The following is a 22587-nucleotide window of genomic DNA, read 5'->3' on the forward strand; positions in this document are numbered from 1 at the left end:
ATGGCGCTCGACCCGAACCGCCTGGTCCTGGGCTGGCCGAACTACATCGATGACGCCGAGCTCTCGGGCGGTGACTATGTGCCGACCCTCCCGCTCGCCCATGCCCAGGATGGTCGTCGTGCCGTGATTTCGAAGACGCAGGGCCTGGACACGACCGCCACGCAGTTCGTTATCACACTGCCACGCCGCCGGCCGATGGCGGTGTTTGCTCTGGCGGCACACAACTTGAGCGCCACGGCAACCATTCGTGTGCGGGCCTACCGTGACGAGGCTCGGACCGATGAGCTCTGGGATAGTGGGTATCGAGATGTCTGGCCCGTGATGTACGGGCTGGATGACGTGATCTGGGGTAACGACAACTTCTGGAATCGTCGTCTCGATGAGGGTGCCCGGGAGACGTACCCGCCACTTGTCATCGTGTGGTTCGACGAGCCGCAGGTCGGCGCGGCTGTGCACGTTGAGCTATCCGACCCCAGCAACCTGGACGGTGCTGTGACGTTTGGCAGGCCCTTTCTCGCCAATGCGTGGCAACCGAACGACAACATGTCTCTGGGCGTTCAATTCGGTTACGACTCAGGCACTGAGCTGACCGAGGCGCGGGACCGGGCTCGCACTCTCTACGCCGATCGCGTCGACCCCAAGCGTACGGTCGCGTTCGATCTGGACTGGCTGCTGGAGGATGAGGCGTTCTTGCGCATGTACCGGCTGCAGCGCACCGAAGATATCGTCGGGGAAGTGTTGTTTGCGTACTCCGTCACGAACACACCTACGAATCTGGCGCGCTCGTTCATCGGTCGCCTGGAGTCGCTCGATCCTCTCACGCAGCCACACCAGCGCTTTCACTCCAATTCCATGAAGCTAATGGAGATCCTGTAATGGTCAGCTCAGTCACATTCCCCAGCGAGTTCGGTGGCGATGGTCAGACGTACACCGATGATGCGGATCCGGATACTGGTCTCGATGGTCTGGGCTACCTCACTCGGTTCGTGCCGTGCCTGTCCGGTGCCGTTGAGATGGCGGCGTATGCCAAAGACCGCGCAGCGGCTGTCGAGGCATATGTCTCGGAGTGCCAGCAGTTGCGTGATCAAGCGAGCCAGTCTGCAACAGCAGCCGCCAGCAGCGCCTCGGCGGCGTCGGATTCCGAGACCAATGCCGGGCAATCGGCGACGGCGGCAGCCAGCAGCGCCTCGGCGGCATCGGACTCCGAGACCAATGCCGGGCAATCAGCAACAGCGGCAGCCAGCAGCGCCTCGGCGGCATCGGACTCCGAGACCAATGCCGGGCAATCGGCGACAGCGGCAGCTAGCAGTGCCTCGGCAGCATCGGGCTCCGAGACCAACGCCGGACAGTCCGCCAGCGCGGCAGCCAGCAGTGCCTCGGCGGCGTCGGATTCCGAGACCAATGCTGAGCAATCGGCGACAGCGGCAGACAGCAGTGCCTCGGCGGCATCTGGCTCAGCAGACTCAGCGCTAGCTGCTCGAAATAGTGCAGAGGACCTTTATGGCGATCTCCAGGCTGTCCGGGATGCTCGCGATGACGCCGCTACCTCAGCTCAATCGGCGTCCGATAGCGCTCAGAGCGCTGTCGATACGGCCGAAAACCTCGAGGCCAACTTCGACATTCTGGTCCGGGATGTCGAGCGGGCCAACTTCGAGGCTGCTACCGGAGGTGCGTGCACCCTGGAGCGAACGCCGAACGGCCAAGCATGCCACATGTTTGTTATCCCGAGGCTGCGCTGGGAGGAGTTGGTGCCGAGTGGTGAGCTGAGTAATGGCACTCATGAGGGGTTCGTGAAAGATTCTGTCGGGAAGCCCGAATTGCTGGTCGGTATGTATATGGCGGCCGAGGTGAACGGCGAGCTGGTCAGTCAGCCACGCCGCAATGGCTGCCGATCAGTCGACTGGGATCAGGCTAACAATATGGCGCAGGCATCAGGGTTTGACTTGATGAGCAACTGGCAGTGGAGCGCTGTTGCGTTCTGGTGCATGGCGAACGGCTTTCAGCCGCGCGGCAACACTGACTACGGCCGCAGTCATAGCCATCTCCACGAGAGAGGTCAGCCCGATAATGACCCCTATGACGATGAATACACCCTACTGGGTACCGGCCCCAATTCCTGGCGCCACAACAATGCGGCCAACGGCATCGCCGATCTAGTGGGTAATCGCTGGGAATGGGTTTGGGGCGTCAAGATGGTCGATGGCCGTATCTTCATGGCGCCCGACAGCGGTAGAGGTGCGAGCGAGTCGGAGTGGGAGGATACCGGCTTCGACATGCCGAATACGGGCGCGTCGAATTGGTCTGGCCTGTCGACCCAGGCGCCTCAGAACATTCGGCGTGCGCTCCTGATGCCCAACGGCGTTGCCGACCCGGACGGCAGTATTTGGACGAACCTGGATGGAGAGCGCTTCCCCAGGCGCGGCGGCGCCCGCGGCGCTGCGGGCGACGCCGGCCTGTCGGCGCTCGCTCTCAGCAGTCAGCGCTCGCACTCGCGTACGATCATTGGGTTGCGGCTCTCGCGTTTGGTGTGATCCGCCATCGGCACACCGGCAGTCTGATTGCGCCGCGATAGCGGCGCTAAGGGAGGTAAGTGGAAGATCTGAAGATTAAGCTCAAGATCGAGCGAATGATCGTTTACGGGCATGGCGTGTTACGGCAGTTCCCGAAAAGCGAAAAGCACACCTTGGCGGCGGATATTCGTCAGTGCATGTATCGGCTGTTACGCCAGGTGGTCATCACCAATCGCCGCTATCACAAGAAAACCACAGCGCAGGAGATCGATGCCGAGCTCGACCTATTGCGCAGCCTCGTCCGCATCGCCATGGATCTTGGGTTTTTGCCGTTCCGCAAGTACCACATTTGGGCCGAGCATCTGCACGAGATTGGGCGCATGGTCGGCGGTTGGCTGAAATGGATCCGGAACAATCCACCGACGCCGCAAAGCCAGGAGAGCGCTGCGCGCAGTGAGGCGTCGCCGGCATGAGTAGCAGGGGTCATGCGTTAACTTGTTTCCGCTTCCCCAGGCGCGGCGGCAACCGCGGCAATGCGGGCAACGCCGGCCTGTCGGCGCTCAATCTCAACAATCAGCGCTCGAACTCGAATACGAACATTGGGTTGCGGCTCTCGCGCTTGAACTGGCCAGAAGGGGCGAGCTCACGGGCTTGCTTCCAGCGCCATCAAACGGATGCATGATCCTCGCCCGAGTGGCGAAAAAGCCTCAGCCGGCGGCGTGTGGTACCACAGCGGAAGCCCGCGGCCGGCACCATTCATCAGCACGAGGACGTGACGTGCGCACCCACGGGTTTCTGTTTGACCGTTACGCCAATTTCGACGCCCTGCACGCAGGCTATTTGCGGGCCCGCAAGGGGTGTCGAGACAGCCGCAGCTGTATGCGCTTCGAGCAACGCCTCGAAGAGAATCTCATCGACTTGCTGAACCACCTCCACTGGGGTAGCTATCATACCGGCCCCTACCGGCATTTTTATGTCCATGAGCCGAAGACTCGGCGTATCACGGCGCTGACCCAGTTCCGCGACCGGGTGCTCCAGCAAGCCATGTACGCTGTCCTGGAACCGATTTGGGAACGTCGCTTCATCAGCGACAGCTACGCCTGCCGTGTAGGAAAGGGCACCCATCGCGCTGCCGACCGCGCCCAGGAGATGCTGGGTGAGTGTCTACGCAAGCATGGGCAAATCTATGTGCTCAAGGCTGACATCAGCAAATACTTCGCCAGCATCGATCACGGTCACGCCAAGCGCCTGATCCGCCGGGCGATCAAGTGCCCGCGCACCCTTGCGCTGCTCGATGAGATGATCGACAGCTATCATGAGCCTGGGCTCCTGGGGCAGGGCATGCCAATCGGGAACCTGATCAGCCAATTGCTCGCCAATGTCTATCTGGATGCGCTCGACCAGTACGTAAAGTGCCGCCTGGGCGAGCCCTGGTACATCCGGTACATGGATGACTGGCTGATCATCAGCCCCGACAAGAAGCGTCTGCACAAGCTGCGCATCCACCTCGAGTGGTGGCTAGCCGAGACCCTTTCGCTCGAAACCAACCACAAGACCTGCGTGTTCCCCGTGCACCCGCGGCGCGGACGCGGACTGGACTTTGTTGGCTACCACATGTGGCCGCACCATCGCCGACTGCGCAAGGGCAGTATGAAGCGTTTCAAGCGCCGCGTCCGTCGTCTGCGGCGCGATTATGCCACCGGCGAGGTCGGCAGCCGCGACGTCACCTTGCAACTCAACTCCTGGCTGGCCCATGCCAGCCACGCTAATGCCGAGGGCTTTGTGCGCTCGGTGATCTATGACCAGCCCTGGGAGATGCATCATGCCCCTCTTTGTGATTGACCTGCCCGACTCGGATGAAGCGCCCGCCCAGCCGGCACCGCAAGGGTCTGAGTCGCTCGGCTATGCTGCTGGGGTGTGTTGGTACAAGGGTGCCAGCATTCCGGTCGAGGGCCGCGAGCCGTCCAATGATGAGATGTCTGCGGCGCTTCTGGAGCTGCCAGCCATTCGACAGCTCAAGGCCGCCGCCCGGCGCCGTATCGAGCGCGAGGTAGGCGATGTGCACGAGATTCTGGCCGACCAGGCAAGGCAGATTGAGGCGCTGACGGCGCTGGTCTGTAGGCTGGCCACTGATCAGCTCGGCGGCACCGCGCTGGATGGCGACACTCGCACGCGCTACCTCGCCCGCGCCGAGAGCATCGTTTCAGCTCTTGATAGCGGCAGCTTGGTCCTGCGGGGCGATGTGGAAGGGGCTGATGATATGCTGGATAAAGTGATGTCCCGAGCCGGGCGCATCAATCAGATTATTGCCCTTGAGTACCTGCCAAAACGAGATGCACTGCTAGATCGGTAGACTGATTCAATGCTGATGCGGGTGCGGTGCCAATTGTTCCGCGAAAACTCTTCTCTGGCGGTGGAAGGCGCGGTGCCAATTATCCTGCGAGGAAGTGCCAAAGTCGGCGCGCGGTTACACCGTGTCTGAAACGTCGGCGCGCCTGCTCAAAGCGTAGCGGGTACTGGCCTGAAGGCGATCCCGCCGCCGGAGAAAATACGAGGGCACATACGAAAAGACCCCGAGTCATGCGACTCGGGGTCCGGAATTCGGGGCAGATGGCGGACCGGACGGGACTCGAACCCGCGACCTCCGGCGTGACAGGCCGGCATTCTAACCAACTGAACTACCGGTCCGCGTGGTGGGCGATACTGGACTCGAACCAGTGACCCCCAGCATGTGAGGCTGGTGCTCTAACCAACTGAGCTAACCGCCCACGCGTTACTGCACAGATTGTTCGCTTGTCATCATGGCGGACCGGACGGGACTCGAACCCGCGACCTCCGGCGTGACAGGCCGGCATTCTAACCAACTGAACTACCGGTCCACGATATGACTCGCGATACAGGATGATTGGCGGACCGGACGGGACTCGAACCCGCGACCTCCGGCGTGACAGGCCGGCATTCTAACCAACTGAACTACCGGTCCGCTTGCACTTCCTGCTACATGATCAGGCATGACAGACGTCATGGTGGGTGGTACAGGGATCGAACCTGTGACCCCCAGCTTGTAAGGCTGGTGCTCTCCCGGCTGAGCTAACCACCCCTGGTCACGTGGCGCAGCATTCTACAGGGTAAGCGTTTTTTGTCAACGCGTTTTTTTGCCTGCCTCTTCCGGCGTGTCGCCATAACCGCCGCTCAATCATCCACTTGAGGCAGGCCCCGACGCATGGTGCGCTTCTGTGGCTCAGCCGTGGCGCTGCATGAAATCGGCAATGCCACAGGCCGCCTGACGAATCAGTGACGCCTGATCATGCCCCGAGCGACGCCTCGGCCGCCAGTCATGCTCACCATCCGCCAGCCACTGCAGCTCGGCCACAGCCGGCAGGTCGTAGTCGGCGACTTCCTGCCGGGTGCCGAAGGGGTCACGCTCGCCCTGCACCACCAGGGTCGGACAGGCCAGAGCTGGCCAGTGATCCAGGCGCAGCGTCGCCGGGCGACGCGGGGGATGGAAGGGGTAACCACACAGCACCAGGCCAGGGGCGCCATCCCGCGCCGCCAGCATGCTGGCCACACGTCCGCCCATCGACTTGCCGCCCAGCCACGGCGGAGTTGCCAGATGCTCGGTCAGGGTGTCGCGCCAGCCGGCCAGTTCATCGACCAGACGCTCGACGCGCGGCGGCGGCCGCCGACGGCCCTCGTGGCGCATGCGACGTAGATAGGCGAATTCGATGGCCAGCGTCTGGATACCCGCCTGCGCCAGGGCCTGACGCAGCGCGACGAGAAAGGCCGAGTCCTGACCGGCCCCGGCACCATGGGTCAGCAGCAGCCTGCCCAGACGGCATTCGCCCTCCACCTGCAGGGGCCCCAGGGCGTCGAGCCACCAGCGGCCCTGTTCGCCCGCCTCGATGCTGCGCGCCAGAGCGGCCGCATCGAGCACGGGCAAGGACCCGGCGGCAGACTCCGCTGAAGAATCAGATGACATGGCGCCTTCCTGTACAGTCCTGACAGTCGATAGGGCTCTTAGGACACGCTGCATAAATCCCCGAGCATAGTGAAGCGCAAGGCGCACGGAGCACAGAAAGCGAGACATAACAAATAGTTAGGCGAGCTTTCGAGCACCACGCAACGCAGCGATTTGCATGCGCAGGCATTTAAGCAGTGTTGTCCTTAAAGCTCGGTGAAGTCGATTCGCGCCGCCTGCATCCGCGCCTGCTTTTCCTCGAGTCCGGCAAAGTCGAACAGCTCGCGGTCGGCGAGTTGCGACGGCGCGACATTGGTCACTGCCTTGAACATGCTCTCGAGGCGCCCGGGGTGACTGGCTTCCCAGTCGGCCAGCATTTGCTTGACCACCTGGCGTTGCAGATTGGGCTGGGAGCCGCACAGGTTGCAGGGGATGATGGGAAACTCCATGCGCCGCGAGAACTCAGCGATATCGGCTTCCCGGCAATAGGCCAGCGGCCGGATGACCATGTTCTTGCCATCGTCGGACAACAGCTTGGGCGGCATGGACTTGAGGCTGCCGCCGAAGAACATGTTGAGAAACAGCGTCTCGAGAATGTCCTCCCGATGATGGCCGAGGGCGATCTTGGTGGCGCCGATCTCCTCGGCATAGCCATACAGGGAGCCACGCCGCAGCCGCGAACAGAGTGCACAGGTGGACTTGCCCTCCGGTGTCTTTTCCTTGACCACCGAATAGGTATCCCGCTCGAGGATGTGATAATCCACGCCGATACCGTCCAGATACTCGGGCAGTACATGCTCGGGGAAGCCGGGTTGTTTCTGGTCGAGATTGACCGCCACCAGGGAGAAGTCGACCGGCGCATTGCGCTGCAGATTGCGCAGGATCTCGAGCATGGTGTAGCTGTCCTTGCCACCGGACAGGCAGACCATCACCTTGTCGCCCTCGCGAATCATGTCGTAATCGATGATGGCGTTGCCCACCAGTCGCCGCAGGCGCTTCTGAAGCTTGTTGAACTCGCGCCTGGTGCGGGCGGCATCACCTGCGCCATTGTGAGTGGCATCAGGCTGGTCGGGGGTCTCGGTCATTACGGCATCTTGCATGATCTCGGCGCTGCCAGGACAGTTGCTGAATTCGATGGCGTGGATTCTACCACTGCCTGGCAGGAGTGGCGAAATGCGCCCGTCAACCGCCCCGCCAGCGCGGGACTTCGCGATGCACCAGGCCGAGGTAGAGGCGCGCCGTGGCCACCGCCTCGTCGCGCAGCGTCCATGACTCCGGCAGCACAATCCCCAGGCGCTGGGCGGCCTCGGCAAAGTCCGGGCGACGTTCGAGTTGTGGATGCCAATAGTGCTGACGACGCTGATAGAGATGGGCCACATCCACTGTCGCATTGGGCAGATCGAAGCCGAAGCGTGGCCGCAGCCAGCAATTCAGCCGGCCCAGCTCAGGCTGTGGCGACCAGATGACCAGGGGACGATTGCCGACGAAGTTCAACAAGCCTTCCAAAGCCTCGCGCGATGGATCCTCGGCGCACCGCTGCAGACCATCCTCCTCCTGGAGGCGCCGAGCTTCCGCCACCCTGTCAGCGGGCAGATTCAGGGCCAGCGCATCACGCGCCTGGACCTGATCGCCCTGCACACAGACCGCCGCCATGGCCAGAGCGCCGGGGCCACCGCGGGCCGCCCCGCCAGCGAGCGCCAGGGCGACCATCTCGTCGCCCATGTAAGGCTGGAACAACCAGCCATACTGGCTATCGGCGTGACGACGACGGTCGACGACGCGACGCAATACCTTGAACATCCATGCCCCCGGTCGGTAGCGGTCATTGGCCTGCCCGGACGCTATCCGATACATCGGCAGCACACTCCCTGGCAGGCATGACCGCCTAGCCATATTCGAGATGATAGCGATGCGACAGTCGCTGCTTGAATTCCTTGACGATGTGCAGGGCTTCACGCAGCAGGTCCTGTTCCAGCGAGGAAAGCGCCTGCACGACGACCCTGTCGGGGTCATCGGCCAGGCCATCGAGATGCGCCAGCTGCTGCTTGAGCCGCAACTCGGTGAACAGCGACAGGGCCTCGCCCAGGTCATCGGCGAAGCGCGCCTCGAGACGCCCATCGGCGACCAGCGCATCCAGTCGCTCGAGGGTCGAGGTCAGGCCGATATGACGCTCCAGCGCCATGACGCGAACCCCATGCACGAGCGGAAAGATGCCGGCCTTCTTGATGTCGATGCCCTGCCGTGGCTTCTTCAGGGAACCGAACAGGGTCAAGGGGGTCGCGAAACGCAGTACCGGCCGCGCGAAGTGCGACAATAGAATCTCGTTGCCGCTGCAGCGCTCGAGGAGCGTCTCACGCAGTCGCGACAGCAGCACCGGGTTGCCCGCCATGGCATGGGCATCCAACAGAATGGCCAGATTCATCAGGGCATCCGCATCACCGCGCTGCACCCAGCCCTCGATGCGTTCGCACCACTGACTGACGGTGCCGACCCACTGCGGTTTGGAGACCATGATGCCGCCCGGACAGGGTGGGTAACCCAGCTCGAGCAGTGCATCGCTGAACGCCTGCATCTGTGCCCCGCACTCGGGCCAGGACACCCCATCCTCCAGCACCAGACCATTGTCCTGGTCGGTCTTGAGCACCTGCTCGCCACGCCCCTCGCTGCCCATGACCATCAGGCAGCTCGCCGTCCGATAGCGGGGATCGATCAGGAAGTGCCAGGTCCTGGCCATGATGCGACCGTTCAAGGCCGCCAGCAGCGCCATGATGAAGCGCGGCTTGGCACCCTGGGCAGCCAGCCCGCGGACCAGGCTCGGCAACTGGCGACTGGCCTCCGCCAGGTCGCGTGAATCCTCCGCGCGTTCGATCTGCAGACTGACCACATGACTGTGGCTGGAAAAATGGCTCAAGGCATCGGTGAGCTCCACCACCCCCAGAGGGGCGCCATCCTCCATGACCACCACACGCTCGATGCGATGCCGTGTCATGGTGACCAATGCCTCGAACAGATACTGGTCGGGCCGCATGCTGATCAAGGTGAAATTGGCGATCCGCGCGAGCGGGGTATCCGCCGGATACTGCCGCAACACGAGGGCGTTGAGCAGGTCGGTCTTGGTGATCATGCCCACGGCGTCGTGGCGCTCGACCAGGAGGCTGTCGACATGCCACGCCTCCAGTGCCGCGACGGCATCATGGATGCTCGCCTCCGCCGGCAGCTTTCGTGGCTGACGCATGCACTCCCGTGCCCGGGTCAGCATGGCCCCGGCCATCACCGAGCCTCCCGCGGCTCGCTGGGCCGCCAGCAGGCGAGTCTTGTGCGCCAGGCTACGCCGAAAGCTTTCGGCAAAGGCCGGATATTCATCGCACAAGGCCAGGAACTCGGCCCGGGGCAGCAGATGGCAGTGGGTCGGCTGGTCGGCTCGAAACCGATAGCGGCTCTGCCCATGCAACAGGCTGATGGCCCCGAACAGGTCGCCGGTGGTGTAGCGGCCGATGCATTCGACATCACCCCGTCGGGACGTATCCAGCTCTGCCACCTTGCCCTCTGCGATCACGAACAGCGACTCGGCGGCCTCGCCTGCCTCGAGAATGATATCGCCCTGTGCGAAGTCGGCCGACCCGAGGTGTGTCCGGACTCGCTGCTGTCCGGCATCGTCGAGCAGCGAGAACGGGGGCTGGGACAGATCGATATCGACCATGAGCTGGGCCTCGCGCCATGGGAGTTGAGCCGCCAGGCCTGGACGGCGATGAAAGCACCCGACCGACAGCAATGAGCTAGCCTGTATCCAGCCACAGACTAGCAAGCAGCGACCCGGCTAAAGAATCCATACCATGGTGTTATATGCCGAAGTCGTACCCCTGGCGGTGCAGAAGGATACCCTGCCCTCCAGTTTCCCTTTCATTCGGCCGGCATCCCACCTATACCATGGTCCCATATCGACTTAAGGACCATATCCCGCCACCCCCGAAACCTACTATAAAACACTGATAAACAACAAAACGCCAAAAACGACTTCATCAGGCCCCATTACCTGATACCAAAGTAGAGGATTTATTTTTTCAATGCATTGACCAGCATTACCCAGGCACTACTGGCGGGCCATATAAAGAAGGCTTTCACGCTCGGTCGGCTGGATAACGAGAGAACCAAGTACGCAGCCTCTCGAGTTTTTGCTGGCTTTTCGGACAAGAATTCTCGATACAAACCAGCAGCGCACCGGTCGACAGGAGAGCCAGGATTTGTGGCTCACACAACAAAACGGGGAGCAACACAATGGATGAGAAAAAAAGCAATGCCGAAGCCTACTGGGCAGCCAACCTGCGGCTGATAGCCGGCTGTCTCGTCGTCTGGGCCCTGGTGTCCTACGGCGCCGCCATTCTACTCAGGCCCTTGCTTTCGGGCATCGCCATCGGCGGTACCGACCTGGGCTTCTGGTTCGCCCAGCAGGGCTCCATACTGACCTTCATCGGCATCATCTTCTTCTATGCATGGAAGATGAATTGCCTGGACAAACAGTTCGGGCTCGAGGAGTAACCCCATGAGTCAATTTGCCATCAACATCCTCTTCGTGGGCGCCTCCTTTGCCCTCTATATCGGCATTGCCATCTGGGCCAAGGTCGGTTCGACGAAGGATTTCTACGTCGCCGGCGGCGGTGTTCATCCCATCACCAACGGCATGGCCATTGGTGCCGACTGGATGTCCGCCGCGTCCTTCATCTCCATGGCCGGCCTGATCGCCGCCGGTGGTTATGCCAACTCGACCTTTCTGATGGGCTGGACCGGCGGCTATGTGCTCCTGGCCACCCTGCTGGCCCCCTACCTGCGCAAGTTCGGCAAGTTCACGGTGCCGGAATTCATCGGCGATCGTTTCTACAGCAAGCCGGCCCGCATGGTGGCCGTGGTCTGTCTGATCGTGGCGTCCGTGACCTATGTCATCGGCCAGATGGCCGGCGCCGGCGTGGCCTTCTCGCGCTTTCTCGAAGTGGAGGCGACGACCGGCCTGCTGATCGCCGCCGTGGTGATCTTCTTCTACTCGGTGCTGGGTGGCATGAAGGGCATCACCTATACCCAGGTGGCGCAGTACATCGTGCTGATCATCGCCTACACCATTCCGGCCATCTTCATCTCGCTGGAGCTGACCGATAACCCGATCCCACCACTGGGCCTGTTCTCCGAGCACAGCGAATCGGGCATGCCGCTGCTGGCCAAGCTCAATGAAGTGGTGACCGCCCTGGGCTTCAACGAGTACACCGCCGATGTCGACAACAAGCTCAACATGGTGCTGTTCACCCTCTCGCTGATGATCGGTACCGCCGGCCTGCCCCACGTCATCATCCGCTTCTTCACCGTGCCCAAGGTGGCGGACGCACGCTGGTCGGCCGGCTGGGCGCTGGTGTTCATCGCCCTGCTCTACCTGACCGCGCCGGCCGTGGCCTCCATGGCTCGCCTCAACATCGCCACTACGGTCTATCCGGAAATGGCCAGCCAGGTCGAGAGTGCCGAAGAGGCAACGGCCAATCCGATCCTCTACGCGGACCGCCCGGAGTGGATTCGCACCTGGGAGGAAACCGGCCTCATCGAGTACGAGGACAAGAACAACGACGACCGTATCCAGCTCTACAACGAGTCCGAGTCCTTCGCTTCCACCGCCGAACAGCGTGGCTGGGAAGGCAACGAGCTGACCGTCAACAACGACATCCTGGTACTGGCCAACCCCGAAATCGCCAACCTGCCGGGCTGGGTCATCGGCCTGATCGCCGCCGGTGGTCTCGCCGCCGCCCTGTCGACGGCCGCCGGTCTGTTGCTGGCCATCTCCTCGGCCATCAGCCATGACCTGATCAAGGGGGCCATCAACCCGCGCATCAGCGAGAAGGGCGAATTGATGGCAGCCCGGATATCGATGTCGGTGGCCATCATCGTCGCCACCTACCTCGGGGCCAACCCGCCCGGGTTCGCTGCCCAGGTGGTGGCACTGGCCTTCGGTATCGCGGCGGCATCGCTGTTCCCGGCGCTGATGATGGGGATCTTCTCCAAGCGGGTGAACAACACCGGGGCGATCAGCGGCATGCTGAGTGGCCTGATCTTCACCCTGGTGTACATCTTCATCTACAAGGGCTGGTTCTTCATTCCGGGCACCAACAACCTGGCGGACACGCCGGAGAACTGGATGCTGGGCATTTCGCCGCTGTCCATCGGGGCCGTGGGCGCCATCATCAACTTCGCGGTGGCCTTCAGCGTGTCGCGGATGACGGCCGAACCGCCGCAGGAGATCCAGGACCTGGTCGAAAGCGTTCGCTACCCGAAAGGCGCTGGCACCGCCAGCAACCACTGAGTCATAATCCCCCCACAACGGCGCCACGCGTGGCGCCGACCATCACCTTGCATCGGGCTTCCTTCGGGAAGCCCGATCAGCGTCAGGGAACTCCACATGATTTGGCACTTGATCGCCGCTGTCTTCGCCGGCCTGGGCGCCGCGGGCATTGGACTGCTGTTGCGTTCGTTGAGCGGCAAGCGTCTCCCCCGCTGGATCGTTCCGGTGTGTGCAGGCCTCGGCATGCTCGGCTATCAGATCCAGCACGAATATGGCTGGTATGAACACACGCGACAGCAACTTCCCGAGTCGGCGCGGGTCATATCCACCAGCCAGGAAGCTGCCTTGTGGCGCCCCTGGACCTACCTGCTACCGATGACCACGTCCTTCACGGTGGTGGACCAGGATGATCTCGGCCTCAGCCAGGCTGACGGGCAGACCCTCGCCCAGTTCCGGCTGTATCGCTTCACGTCGGGCCCCGGCCAGTCGGTGGTACATCAGGGGTATCTGCTGAACTGTGACAAGCGTGAACTGGTGCCGCTCGGCAAGCAGCAGCAACGCCCGCAGATCGACGAGCGGCGTCGCCTGGGGGCCGAGGATCCGCTGTATCGGCATGTCTGCCGCGGGGAATCCGGCAGTCCCCAGCCCTGACAAGACGCGCGCCCTGGCTGGCGGTGCCGGAATGCCGTCAGCGCCTGGCGTCCCTGTTACACCGGGAAGCTGGATAGCCTCATGGCCTGCTAGAATGGCGCCACTATCCTAGGGAGGCGCACATGTTCGCTGGCTGGCTACTGATCCTCGTTTCTCTGCTGTATGTTGCCGTGCTCTTCGCCATCGCCTGGCGCGGTGATCGCATGGCCAAGGAGCGCGGGGCGACGAGCCGACGTCCGATCATCTACAGCCTGGCGCTGGCCATCTACTGCACGTCCTGGACCTTTCACGGTGCCGTGGGCCAGGCCGCGACCTCCGGCTGGTCCTTCGCCAGCATCTTCGTCGGCCCGATCCTCACCTTTCTGCTGTTCTGGCCGGTCCTGGCGAAGATGATTCGCGTCGCCAAGCATCAGAACGTGACCTCGATCGCCGATTTCATCGCCTCGCGTTACGGCAAGACCCAGTCACTCGCCGCCTTCGCCAGCCTGGTGGCGCTGATCGGAACCCTTCCGTATATCGTGCTGCAGCTCAAGGCGGTCTCGACCTCCTTCAGCGTGCTCACCGATGCCTCGGATATTACTCGAGCCCCGCTGTTCGGCGACACGGCCTTCTATGTCGCCCTGGTCATGGCCGCCTTCGCCATCCTCTTCGGTACCCGTCACACCGATGCCACCGAGCACCACGAAGGCCTGATTCATGCGGTCGCCTTCGAATCACTGGTCAAGCTGGTGGCCTTCCTGACCCTGGGGGCCTACGTCACCTGGGGCATGTTCGATGGCCTGGGCGACCTGCTGGCCTTCGCCGACATCCAGCTCGAGCTGCAGCGCCAGCTCGCCCAGCAGGACTTCGGTCAGGGCTTCTGGGCGCAGACCCTGCTGGCCATGCTCGCCATCCTCTGCCTGCCGCGGCAATTCCATGTCGCCGTGGTCGAGAACACCCACAAGGACGATGCGTCCAAGGCACGCTGGCTGTTCCCGCTCTACCTGGTGGCCTTCGGCTTCTTCGTGCTGCCCATTGCCGCCGCCGGCTTGACGGTCTTCTCCGATGGCAGCGTGGATCCGGATACCTTCGTGCTGGCCCTGCCCATGGCAGCGGGCAGCGAGTGGCTGACCCTGCTGACCTTCATCGGCGGCTTTTCGGCTTCCACCGGCATGGTCATCGTCGCTGCGGTAGCGGTATCGATCATGATCTCCAACGAGATCGTCATTCCGGCCCTGTTCCGGCTGCGCTGGTTCGACACCAAGGCCCGCGACTACGGCCGCCTGGTGCTGCGCGCACGGCGCATCACCATCGGCGCAATCCTGGCCATGGCCTATGGCGTCTATCAGCTGCTCGGCGACTTCAGCTCGCTGGCCGCCATTGGGATGCTGTCGTTTGCCGCCGCCGCCCAGTTCGCCCCGGCCCTGATCGGGGGCCTCTACTGGAAGCGCGGCAATCGCCTGGGCGTGATCGTGGGCATGAACGCCGGCTTCGCCATCTGGGCCTACAGCCTGCTGATGCCGGACCTGATCGCCGCCGGCGTACTGCCCCAGGCCTGGCTGCAGGGCGGGCCACTGAATGTCGGCTGGCTGTCGCCCACGGCACTGTTCGGGCTCAACGTGGGGGACGACTTCACCCATGGCGTGATGCTCTCGCTGGGCGTCAACCTGGTGTCCTACATCTTCGTTTCGCAGATGACCCCGCAGCGGGTGGTCGAGCGCATTCAGGCATCATTGTTCGTCGACAGCGTCGAGACGCGTCAGACCTCGGTCAATCGCCCCTGGACCGGCGCCACCACGGTGGGCGACCTCAAGGTCCTGTGCGAGCGTTTCCTCGGCGCCGATCAGGTCGGCCGCGCCTTCGACGACTATGCGCGCCGCATCGGCAAGCCGCTGGACGACAACACCCGCGCCTCCATCGACGTCATTCAGTTCACCGAGCGCTTCCTGGCCTCGGTGCTGGGCGCCTCCTCGGCGCGCATCGTCGTCAACTCGGCCCTGCAGGGGCGCGGCATCGGCATCTCGGACGTCATCTCCATCGTCGACGAGGCCTCCCAGGTACTGGAATTCAATCGCGCCCTGCTCCAGGCGACCATCGAGAACATCAACCAGGGCATCGGCGTGATCGACCAGAACATGCGCCTGGTGGTATGGAACCAGCGTTACCTGGAACTGTTCCGCTTCCCCGACCACCTGATCCGGGTGGGCGCGCCCATCGATCGCATCTTCCTGTACAACGCTCACAACGGCGAATACGGCCCCGGGGATCCCGAGGAGCACGTCAAGCTGCTGCTCGACAACATTCGCGAAGGCCAGCCTCATCGCTATGTGCGCTATCGCCAGGACGGCAGTGTGCTCGAGGTTCAGGGCAACCCCATGCCCGGTGGCGGCTTCGTCTACACCTATCAGGACATCACCCAGCAGAAACGCACCGAAGAGGCGCTGATCCGCTCGGAAAACAATATCCGCATCTACACCGACAATGTGCCGGCCCTGATCGCCTACTTCGACAAGGACTGCCGTTACCTCTTCACCAACCGTGCCTATGAGCAGGCCTTCCAGATCGACCGCAACGAGGTCATCGGCCACCCCCTGCACAGCGTGATTCCCGAGCCGATGGCACGCGAGAGGGCCCCCTGGATCGAGCGCGCCCTGGAGGGCGAGCGTGTCAACTTCGAGGTCTCGCTGCAGCTGCCCGAAGGCCTGCGTTACATGCTGGTGACCTATACGCCACACTTCGGCGACAGCGGCGCCATCCTCGGCTTCTTCGCGCTCTACCAGGATATTACCGAGCGCCGCCGGGCCGAGATCGCGCTTCAGGAAACCAACGAGACCCTCGAGGAACGGGTCCGCGAGCGCACCCAGGCGCTGTCCGAGGCCAACGCCGCCCTGCGCCAGGAAAACCGGGTGCGCGCCGAAGCCGAACAGGCCCTGCGCCAGGCCAAGCAGGTGGCCGAGGATGCCAACGCCTCCAAGACCCGCTTCCTGGCCGCCGCCAGCCATGACCTGCTGCAGCCACTGAATGCGGCACGCCTGTTCACCTCGGCCCTGACCCAGGATATGGACGCCGATGACATGAAACGCACCATCGGCCACATCGACAACTCCCTGCAGGCCGCGGAAGAGCTGCTGGGCACCCTGCTCGATATCTCCAAGCTCGACGCCGGTGCCCTCACGCCCAGGCGCAATCACTTCGCCCTGGCGGATATCCTCCGCCCGCTGCGCGCCGAGTTCGAGGTCATGGCCGAAGAGCGCGGCCTCGACCTGGTGGTCGTGGCCAGTCGCGCCTGGGTCGACAGCGATCCCCAGATGCTCAGGCGCATCGTGCAGAACTTCCTTTCCAATGCCCTGCGCTATACCCAGGAAGGCCGCGTCCTGCTGGGCTGCCGGCGTCACGGCGAGCGGCTCAGCATCGAGGTCTGGGATACCGGGCCGGGCATCCCCGAGGCCAAGCAGACCGAGATCTTCCAGGAGTTCCGCCGACTCGATCAGGCCTCGCGTCACAAGGAAAACGAGAAAGGGCTCGGACTGGGCCTGTCCATCGCCGAACGCATGTGCCGGGTCCTGGAGCACCCCATCAATGTGCGCTCCACGGAGGACGTCGGCACCATGTTCAGCATCAGCGTGCCGATGGTCGAAGCCCGCGCCCAGGAGCACCTCGAGGAACACAAGCCCCGCCGCGCCGGCAACAAGCTGGCCGGCACGCGTATCGTCTGCATCGACAATGAATCCATGACGCTGGAAGGCATGAAGGCCATGCTCACGGGCTGGGGCTGTGAAGTCTTCACCGCCACCTCGATCGGCGGCGCCAAGTCGGTACTGCGGCATCTGGACAGCGACCCCGATGCCATCCTGGCGGACTACCACCTGGACAATGAAGTCACCGGCCTGATGGCCATGGAGGCACTGGGCGAACGACTGGACGGCAATGTGCCGGGAATCGTGATCACCGCCGACCGTACCGAGGAAGTCGCCGAAACCGTCAAGCGCGCCGGCTACCACCTGCTGCTGAAACCGCTGCGCCCCGCCGCACTGCGCGCCCTGCTGACGCGCACCCTGCAGGCCAGCCGAGCGGCCGGCCGCTGAGCGGATGACGCGATCTCCTGGCGAGCACAAGGTTCCGGCTCATGATTGACCTGCGTTTTACGCCACGCGACCCGAATGAACCCCAGCGGGGTGCCACCCCACTGGAACTCCTGTTCGACCTGGCCAGTGTGGTCGCCATCGGCATGGCCGCACAGGGGCTGGTCGACGGCATCGAGGCCGGACGCACCACGGCGGGCCTGGTCGACTACCTGTGCAACTTCTTCATGATCTGGTGGGCCTGGATGAACTACACCTGGTTTGCCTCGGCCTATGACGATCACTCCCCGGCCTTTCGGCTATTGACCATGGTGACCATGTTCGGCGCCCTGATGCTGGCCGCCGGTATCGATGCGGTCTTCACGCGCAGCCCCCTGCTGCTGGTCCTGGCCGGCTTCTGCGTCATGCGCCTCGCCATGGTCCTGTTGTGGATCGGTGCCGGTCGGGGTGACCCGCAGCACCGGACGACGGCACGCCGTTATGCGGTGGGCATTACGCTGATGCAGGTCTACTGGCTCACGACCATGACAGGGATCCTGCCGTCGGCCAGCCTCTTCCTGCCCCTCTTTCTGGTCGGCATGGTCGGAGAACTTGGCGTGCCGCTGATGGCCGAACGTCACGCCCCCACCACCTGGCATCGCGGGCATATCATGTCGCGCCATGGCCGCTTTACCCTGATCGTGCTGGGGCAGTGCTTCGCGGCCATCGTCCTGACGCTCCAGTCAGCACCTGCACCGCCCTCGCTGGATGCTCAGCACCTCTGGCATGGCCTGCTCCTGGTCGTCATCGCCTGCTCGATATGGGGCCTCTACTTCACCGATGGCCCCCACCTCGACAGCAGTGCTACCGGGCGCGCCATGATATGGGGGTACGGGCACTTCATCGTCTTCAGCACCATCGCCGCCGCCGGTGCCAGCATGCACCTGATGATCCAGGACCCGGGGGCGGCCGCGCTCGGCAACCAGGTGTTGAGCCTGGCGCTGGCCTTGCTGGCGGCGACCCTGTGGATGATCCGGGATAGGTACTGCCTGCAGGGTGGAGCACGCTGGAGGCTGCCCTGCCTGGCGCTTGTCCTGCTGCTGCTCGGGCTCGCGACACCGGCCCCGCTGGAGGCAGTAGCGCTGGTACTCGTCAGCGGCACGCTGCTGAGACGCCGAGCCACGCCGTACGGCACGCCCTGCTGACGCGCAGGAAAGCGAGAAGCGAGAAGCGAGAAGCGAGAAGCGAGAAGCGAGAAGCGAGAAGCGAGAAGCGAGAAGCGAGAAGCGAGAAGCGAGAAGCGAGAAGCGAGAAGCGAGAAGCGAGAAGCGAGAAGCGAGCATAGCGTGCCGATGCCGCTCAAGGAGACAAGGGCAGTGGTAAAGCGATTTTCTGCTCGTAGCTCGTAGCTCGTAGCTCGCGACTCGCCCCTACGTAGATGCCCGGCCAGGAGCCAGGCGAACTTATCGCTTCAAGCTTACGGCTTACAGCTCCTGAGCGTTGGCCTGACCGACGCTCAGGACTCCTCCACCTTCGGCGGTTCGACTTCGAGCTTCTGGGCGGCGATGACCGCCTGGGTGCGGGAGTGTACGCCGAGCTTGCGCAGGATGGCGGTGACGTGGGCCTTGATGGTGGCCTCGGAGACATTGAGCTCGTAGGCGATCTGCTTGTTGAGCAGCCCTTCGGTCAACATGTTCAGCACGCGGAACTGCTGCGGGGTCAGCGAGGCGATGGCCTCGGCAAAACGGGCATCCTCTTCATCGGACTCGCCGAGGGCCTCGGCCATGTCCTCCGGCAACCAGACTTCTCCATCCAGGATCTCGCCGACGGCCTCGGCGATCAGCGCCAGCGAGGCCGACTTGGGGATGAAGCCGGAAGCTCCGTAGTCGATGGAGCGGCGCACCACATGCAGCTCATCGCTACCGGACACCACGGCCACCGGGATGTCCGGCGTCTGGCCGCGCAGCTGAATCAGCCCCGAGAACCCATGTGCCCCCGGCATGTGCAGATCCAGCAGGACCAGATCGGCGTCCGGGTGTCGAGTGACCACCTCGGTAGTGGCCTCCATGGTATCGGCCTCGACGATCTCGGCCTGTGGCGCCAGCTGACGCAACGCCTGGGTCAGGGCCGCACGGAAGAGCGGATGATCATCGGCGACGATGAATTTCTGGGCAAAGGCCATGGTTCTCCTCCGGTTCCGGATGCAACGGGCAAGGGCAGCCCTGCCGCCTGCTGGATGCTTGTCGTTTACAGCATGTTACCCCATGGCCGAGGCAATGCCCAAGCACTCCACCCGTATTGTCGACACCTCGCGTACAGGTCGTAAAAAAGCCGACCCGCGGGCCGGCTTTCTGCGTGTCGGGACGCTCGCTCATCAACGGTTGGCGCGATGCTCGATCAGGTCCTCGACCACCGACGGATCGGCCAGGGTACTGGTGTCGCCCAGGCCGTCACACTCGTTCGCGGCAATCTTGCGCAGGATACGACGCATGATCTTGCCGGAACGGGTCTTCGGCAGGCTCGGCGCCCACTGGATGATGTCCGGCGAGGCAATCGGCCCGATGTCCTTGCGCACCCACTGGGTCAGTTCCTTCTTGAGCTCGTCGGACGGCTCGATCTCGTCATTCAGGGTGACATAGATGTAGATGCCCTGCCCCTTGATGTCATGCGGGAAGCCGACCACGGCGGCTTCGGCCACGGCCTCGTGGGCCACCAGCGAGGACTCGATCTCGGCGGTGCCCATGCGGTGGCCGGAGACATTCAGCACATCGTCGACGCGGCCGGTGATCCAGTAGTAACCATCTTCATCACGACGGCAGCCGTCCCCGGTGAAGTACATGTCCTCGTAGGTGGAGAAGTAGGTCTGCACGAAGCGCTCGTGGTTGTTCCAGATCGAGCGCGCCTGGCCCGGCCAGGAGTCCAGGATCACCAGGTTGCCATCCGTGGCGCCTTCCAGGCGGTTGCCCTCATTGTCGACCAGCGCCGGCTGGACGCCGAAGAACGGCAGGGTCGCCGAGCCCGGCTTGAGGTCGGTGGCACCGGGCAGCGGGGCGATCATGATGCCGCCGGTCTCGGTCTGCCACCAGGTATCGACGATGGGGCAGCGCTCCTTGCCGATTACGCGGTAGTACCATTCCCAGGCTTCGGGATTGATGGGTTCGCCGACCGTGCCCAGCAGGCGCAGGCTATCCCGCGAGCTGGAGTCCATGACGTCATCACCATGTGCCATCAGGGCCCGCACGGCGGTCGGCGCGGTATACAGGATGTTGACCCGGTGCTTGTCGACGATCTCGCCCATGCGCCCATTGGTCGGGTAGCTCGGCACGCCCTCGAACATCAGGGTCGTGGCGCCGTTGGCCAGCGGGCCATAGACGATATAGCTGTGCCCCGTCACCCAGCCGACATCGGCCGTGCACCAGTAGACCTCGCCTTCCTGATAGTCGAAGACGTACTGGTGGGTCATGGCAGCTTGCAGCAGGTAACCGCCGGTGGTGTGCTTGAGCCCCTTGGGTGCCCCGGTCGAGCCGGAGGTATAGAGGATGAACAGCGGGTCCTCGGCACCGACTTCCTCGGCCGGGCAGTCGGTGGACTGCTGATCGACCAGCTCATGGAACCAGACGTCGCGACCTTCCTTCCAGTCGATCTGTCCGCCGGTGCGCTGGACGACCAGCACCTTCTCGGCGACGTCGGTACCGTCACGGGTCAGGGCCGCGTCGACGTTGTCCTTGAGCGGTACCTGCTTGCCGCCGCGCACGGATTCGTCGGCAGTGATCACCACCCTGGAGGCAGCGTCCTGGACTCGCTGCGCCAGGGCGTCCGGCGAGAAGCCGCCGAAGACCACCGAGTGGATGGCGCCGATACGTGCACAGGCCAGCATGGCCATCGCCGCCTCGGGCACCATCGGCATGTACAGCGTGACGGTGTCTCCCTTGCCGACCCCCAGCGACTTGAGCGCATTGGCCAGCTGGCAGGTCCGCTCATGCACCTCGCGATAGGTCAGCGTCTTGGACTGGCCGGGATCATCGCCTTCCCAGATGATCGCCGGCTGGTCGCCGCGCTTGTCGAGATGGCGATCCAGGCAGTTGACACTGGCATTCAGCTTGCCGTCCTCGAACCAGCGGATATCCACGTTGTTCGAGGCAAAGGAGGTGTTCTTGATGGTGGCAGGCTGGGTGGACCAGTCGAGGCGCTCGGCCTGCTCCGCCCAGAAGCCCTCCGGATCATCCACGGAGCGCTGATACATGGCCTGGTAGGTCGCCTTGTCTGCCCAGGCATTGGCGGCGATGCCATCACGAACGGGGTAGATGTGCTGCTGATCGCTCATCAAAGTGCCTCTATCCTCGGGATGATCCCTTCAGGTGGATGAAGCCGGGCGAGGCCATCAGGGTCTCGACCGACGCCATGAAATCTGTCTGTCAGCATACCCTTCTGCCCGCCGGGCTTCCCCTTAGACATTGGTATGAGCATTTTTCTCATTCATAACAACATCTTAGAAAAGCATCAGCAAGATTCACAGCGCCCCGTGTAGACCAGAGGCTGACGGCAGCGGCGACACACGTATTGCCGACCCTTGCGCGCCAGGCCGTGCCGCCGCGCCGTGAAGCCATGCTCCCGGCACTGGCAGCGATACTGATAGGGCGCAGGACTGGCGCGCCGGGTGTCGAAGTCATGGGTCGCCTGCGGGGTCAGGCCGAACAGCTCGCGCATCACGGTGCGCCATTCGTGACCGTGCGGCGCTACCCCCTGCCCATCCGACAGATGGTGTACCAGCCAGTGCGCCATTTCGTGCGGCACGACCTCGACCAGGAAGGCATGCCGATTGTCGTCGAAGAGCACGGGATTGAAGCGCAGGCCGCCTCGCTCGAAGTGCGCCTGACCGGCTCCCTTGCCGCGCAGGTCCAGCCAGACCCTCGGCCGCGGCAGGCTCGGATGCACGTCACGACACAGTCGCCAGGCGGCTGCGACCCGCTCATGCAGGGCATCCTGGCTGGCACCGCGGTCGAGCGAAGCGAGCCATTGGCGATCGGGGTCAGGCAACACGGGAGGCGTCATAGGGTGCTAGAATGACGCCACGCCAAGGCAGCGTAAAGACCACTTATTCAGAGCCTCATGCCC

17 protein-coding genes and 5 tRNA genes are annotated in these 22587 nt (G+C 63.4%); 10 read left to right on the plus strand and 12 right to left on the minus strand.

Annotated features, from left to right (window positions below; translation table 11 throughout):
* From QWY79_RS03665 to QWY79_RS03685, 5 genes are all read left to right on the plus strand, one after another.
* On the plus strand, positions 1-876 hold the full coding sequence (locus QWY79_RS03665) for a hypothetical protein (RefSeq protein ID WP_290270017.1): 876 nt from the start codon (positions 1-3) through the stop codon (positions 874-876).
* Complete coding sequence (locus tag QWY79_RS03670) at positions 876-2531, plus strand: hypothetical protein (protein ID WP_290270020.1); 1656 nt, start codon at positions 876-878, stop codon at positions 2529-2531. The genes QWY79_RS03665 and QWY79_RS03670 overlap by 1 nt, the downstream gene beginning before the upstream one ends.
* A gap of 59 nt (positions 2532-2590) precedes the next feature.
* Positions 2591-2983: a diversity-generating retroelement protein Avd gene (avd, locus tag QWY79_RS03675; protein ID WP_290270022.1), complete on the plus strand. Its 393-nt coding sequence runs from the start codon at positions 2591-2593 to the stop codon at positions 2981-2983.
* A gap of 304 nt (positions 2984-3287) precedes the next feature.
* The gene (locus tag QWY79_RS03680; RefSeq protein WP_290270023.1) at positions 3288-4352 is read left to right on the plus strand and encodes a reverse transcriptase/maturase family protein; all 1065 of its coding nucleotides are present in this window, start codon (positions 3288-3290) and stop codon (positions 4350-4352) included.
* Complete coding sequence (locus QWY79_RS03685) at positions 4333-4863, plus strand: hypothetical protein (protein WP_290270024.1); 531 nt, start codon at positions 4333-4335, stop codon at positions 4861-4863. The genes QWY79_RS03680 and QWY79_RS03685 overlap by 20 nt, the downstream gene beginning before the upstream one ends.
* A 258-nt stretch (positions 4864-5121) precedes the next feature.
* Here QWY79_RS03685 and QWY79_RS03690 read toward each other — a convergent pair.
* From QWY79_RS03690 to QWY79_RS03730, 9 genes are all read right to left on the minus strand, one after another.
* A tRNA-Asp gene (locus QWY79_RS03690) sits at positions 5122-5198 on the minus strand.
* Positions 5199-5201: 3 nt separating this feature from the next.
* Positions 5202-5278, minus strand: a tRNA-Val gene (locus QWY79_RS03695).
* Positions 5279-5312: 34 nt separating this feature from the next.
* Positions 5313-5389: transfer RNA gene (locus QWY79_RS03700), tRNA-Asp, on the minus strand.
* Between the two features lie 27 nt (positions 5390-5416).
* Positions 5417-5493 (minus strand) — tRNA-Asp (locus QWY79_RS03705).
* A 41-nt stretch (positions 5494-5534) separates the two neighbouring features.
* Positions 5535-5610, minus strand: a tRNA-Val gene (locus QWY79_RS03710).
* Positions 5611-5751: 141 nt separating this feature from the next.
* Positions 5752-6489 (minus strand): alpha/beta family hydrolase, encoded by a 738-nt coding sequence (locus QWY79_RS03715; RefSeq protein WP_290270025.1) that lies wholly within the window; start codon positions 6487-6489, stop codon positions 5752-5754.
* A gap of 185 nt (positions 6490-6674) precedes the next feature.
* Positions 6675-7553: a tRNA 2-thiocytidine(32) synthetase TtcA gene (gene ttcA, locus QWY79_RS03720; protein ID WP_290270026.1), complete on the minus strand. Its 879-nt coding sequence runs from the start codon at positions 7551-7553 to the stop codon at positions 6675-6677.
* A 97-nt stretch (positions 7554-7650) separates the two neighbouring features.
* Positions 7651-8322: a 3'-5' exonuclease family protein gene (locus QWY79_RS03725; RefSeq protein ID WP_290270028.1), complete on the minus strand. Its 672-nt coding sequence runs from the start codon at positions 8320-8322 to the stop codon at positions 7651-7653.
* Positions 8323-8353: 31 nt separating this feature from the next.
* A complete protein-coding gene (locus QWY79_RS03730) occupies positions 8354-10168 on the minus strand; it encodes a putative nucleotidyltransferase substrate binding domain-containing protein (protein WP_290270030.1) in 1815 nt (604 codons plus the stop codon).
* 575 nt (positions 10169-10743) lie between these two features.
* Here QWY79_RS03730 and QWY79_RS03735 point away from each other — a divergent pair.
* The 5 genes from QWY79_RS03735 (at position 10744) to QWY79_RS03755 (ending at position 18677) form a co-directional block, all read left to right on the plus strand.
* Positions 10744-11004 carry a DUF4212 domain-containing protein gene (locus QWY79_RS03735; protein WP_290270031.1) on the plus strand — a complete coding sequence of 87 codons (261 nt, stop codon included), beginning with the start codon at positions 10744-10746 and terminating at the stop codon, positions 11002-11004.
* Between the two features lie 4 nt (positions 11005-11008).
* Positions 11009-12802, plus strand: coding sequence for a sodium:solute symporter family protein (locus tag QWY79_RS03740; RefSeq protein ID WP_290270032.1), 1794 nt, complete (start codon positions 11009-11011; stop codon positions 12800-12802).
* Between the two features lie 96 nt (positions 12803-12898).
* The gene (locus tag QWY79_RS03745) at positions 12899-13432 is read left to right on the plus strand and encodes a hypothetical protein (RefSeq protein WP_290270033.1); all 534 of its coding nucleotides are present in this window, start codon (positions 12899-12901) and stop codon (positions 13430-13432) included.
* 122 nt (positions 13433-13554) lie between these two features.
* A complete protein-coding gene (locus QWY79_RS03750) occupies positions 13555-17496 on the plus strand; it encodes a hybrid sensor histidine kinase/response regulator (RefSeq protein ID WP_290270034.1) in 3942 nt (1313 codons plus the stop codon).
* A 41-nt stretch (positions 17497-17537) separates the two neighbouring features.
* The gene (locus QWY79_RS03755) at positions 17538-18677 is read left to right on the plus strand and encodes a low temperature requirement protein A (RefSeq protein ID WP_290270035.1); all 1140 of its coding nucleotides are present in this window, start codon (positions 17538-17540) and stop codon (positions 18675-18677) included.
* Positions 18678-18988: 311 nt separating this feature from the next.
* Here the strand turns inward: QWY79_RS03755 and QWY79_RS03760 are convergent, their stop codons facing one another.
* The 3 genes from QWY79_RS03760 to QWY79_RS03770 all read right to left on the minus strand — a co-directional run bounded on the left by QWY79_RS03760 (position 18989) and on the right by QWY79_RS03770 (position 22524).
* Positions 18989-19654 carry a LuxR C-terminal-related transcriptional regulator gene (locus QWY79_RS03760; RefSeq protein ID WP_290270036.1) on the minus strand — a complete coding sequence of 222 codons (666 nt, stop codon included), beginning with the start codon at positions 19652-19654 and terminating at the stop codon, positions 18989-18991.
* Positions 19655-19846: 192 nt separating this feature from the next.
* On the minus strand, positions 19847-21796 hold the full coding sequence (acs, locus tag QWY79_RS03765) for an acetate--CoA ligase (RefSeq protein WP_290270037.1): 1950 nt from the start codon (positions 21794-21796) through the stop codon (positions 19847-19849).
* A gap of 176 nt (positions 21797-21972) precedes the next feature.
* On the minus strand, positions 21973-22524 hold the full coding sequence (locus QWY79_RS03770) for a SprT family zinc-dependent metalloprotease (protein ID WP_290270038.1): 552 nt from the start codon (positions 22522-22524) through the stop codon (positions 21973-21975).
* Positions 22525-22587 lie beyond the last annotated feature (63 nt).

This window comes from Halomonas sabkhae (assembly GCF_030409265.1).
GTDB lineage: Bacteria > Pseudomonadota > Gammaproteobacteria > Pseudomonadales > Halomonadaceae > Halomonas > Halomonas halmophila.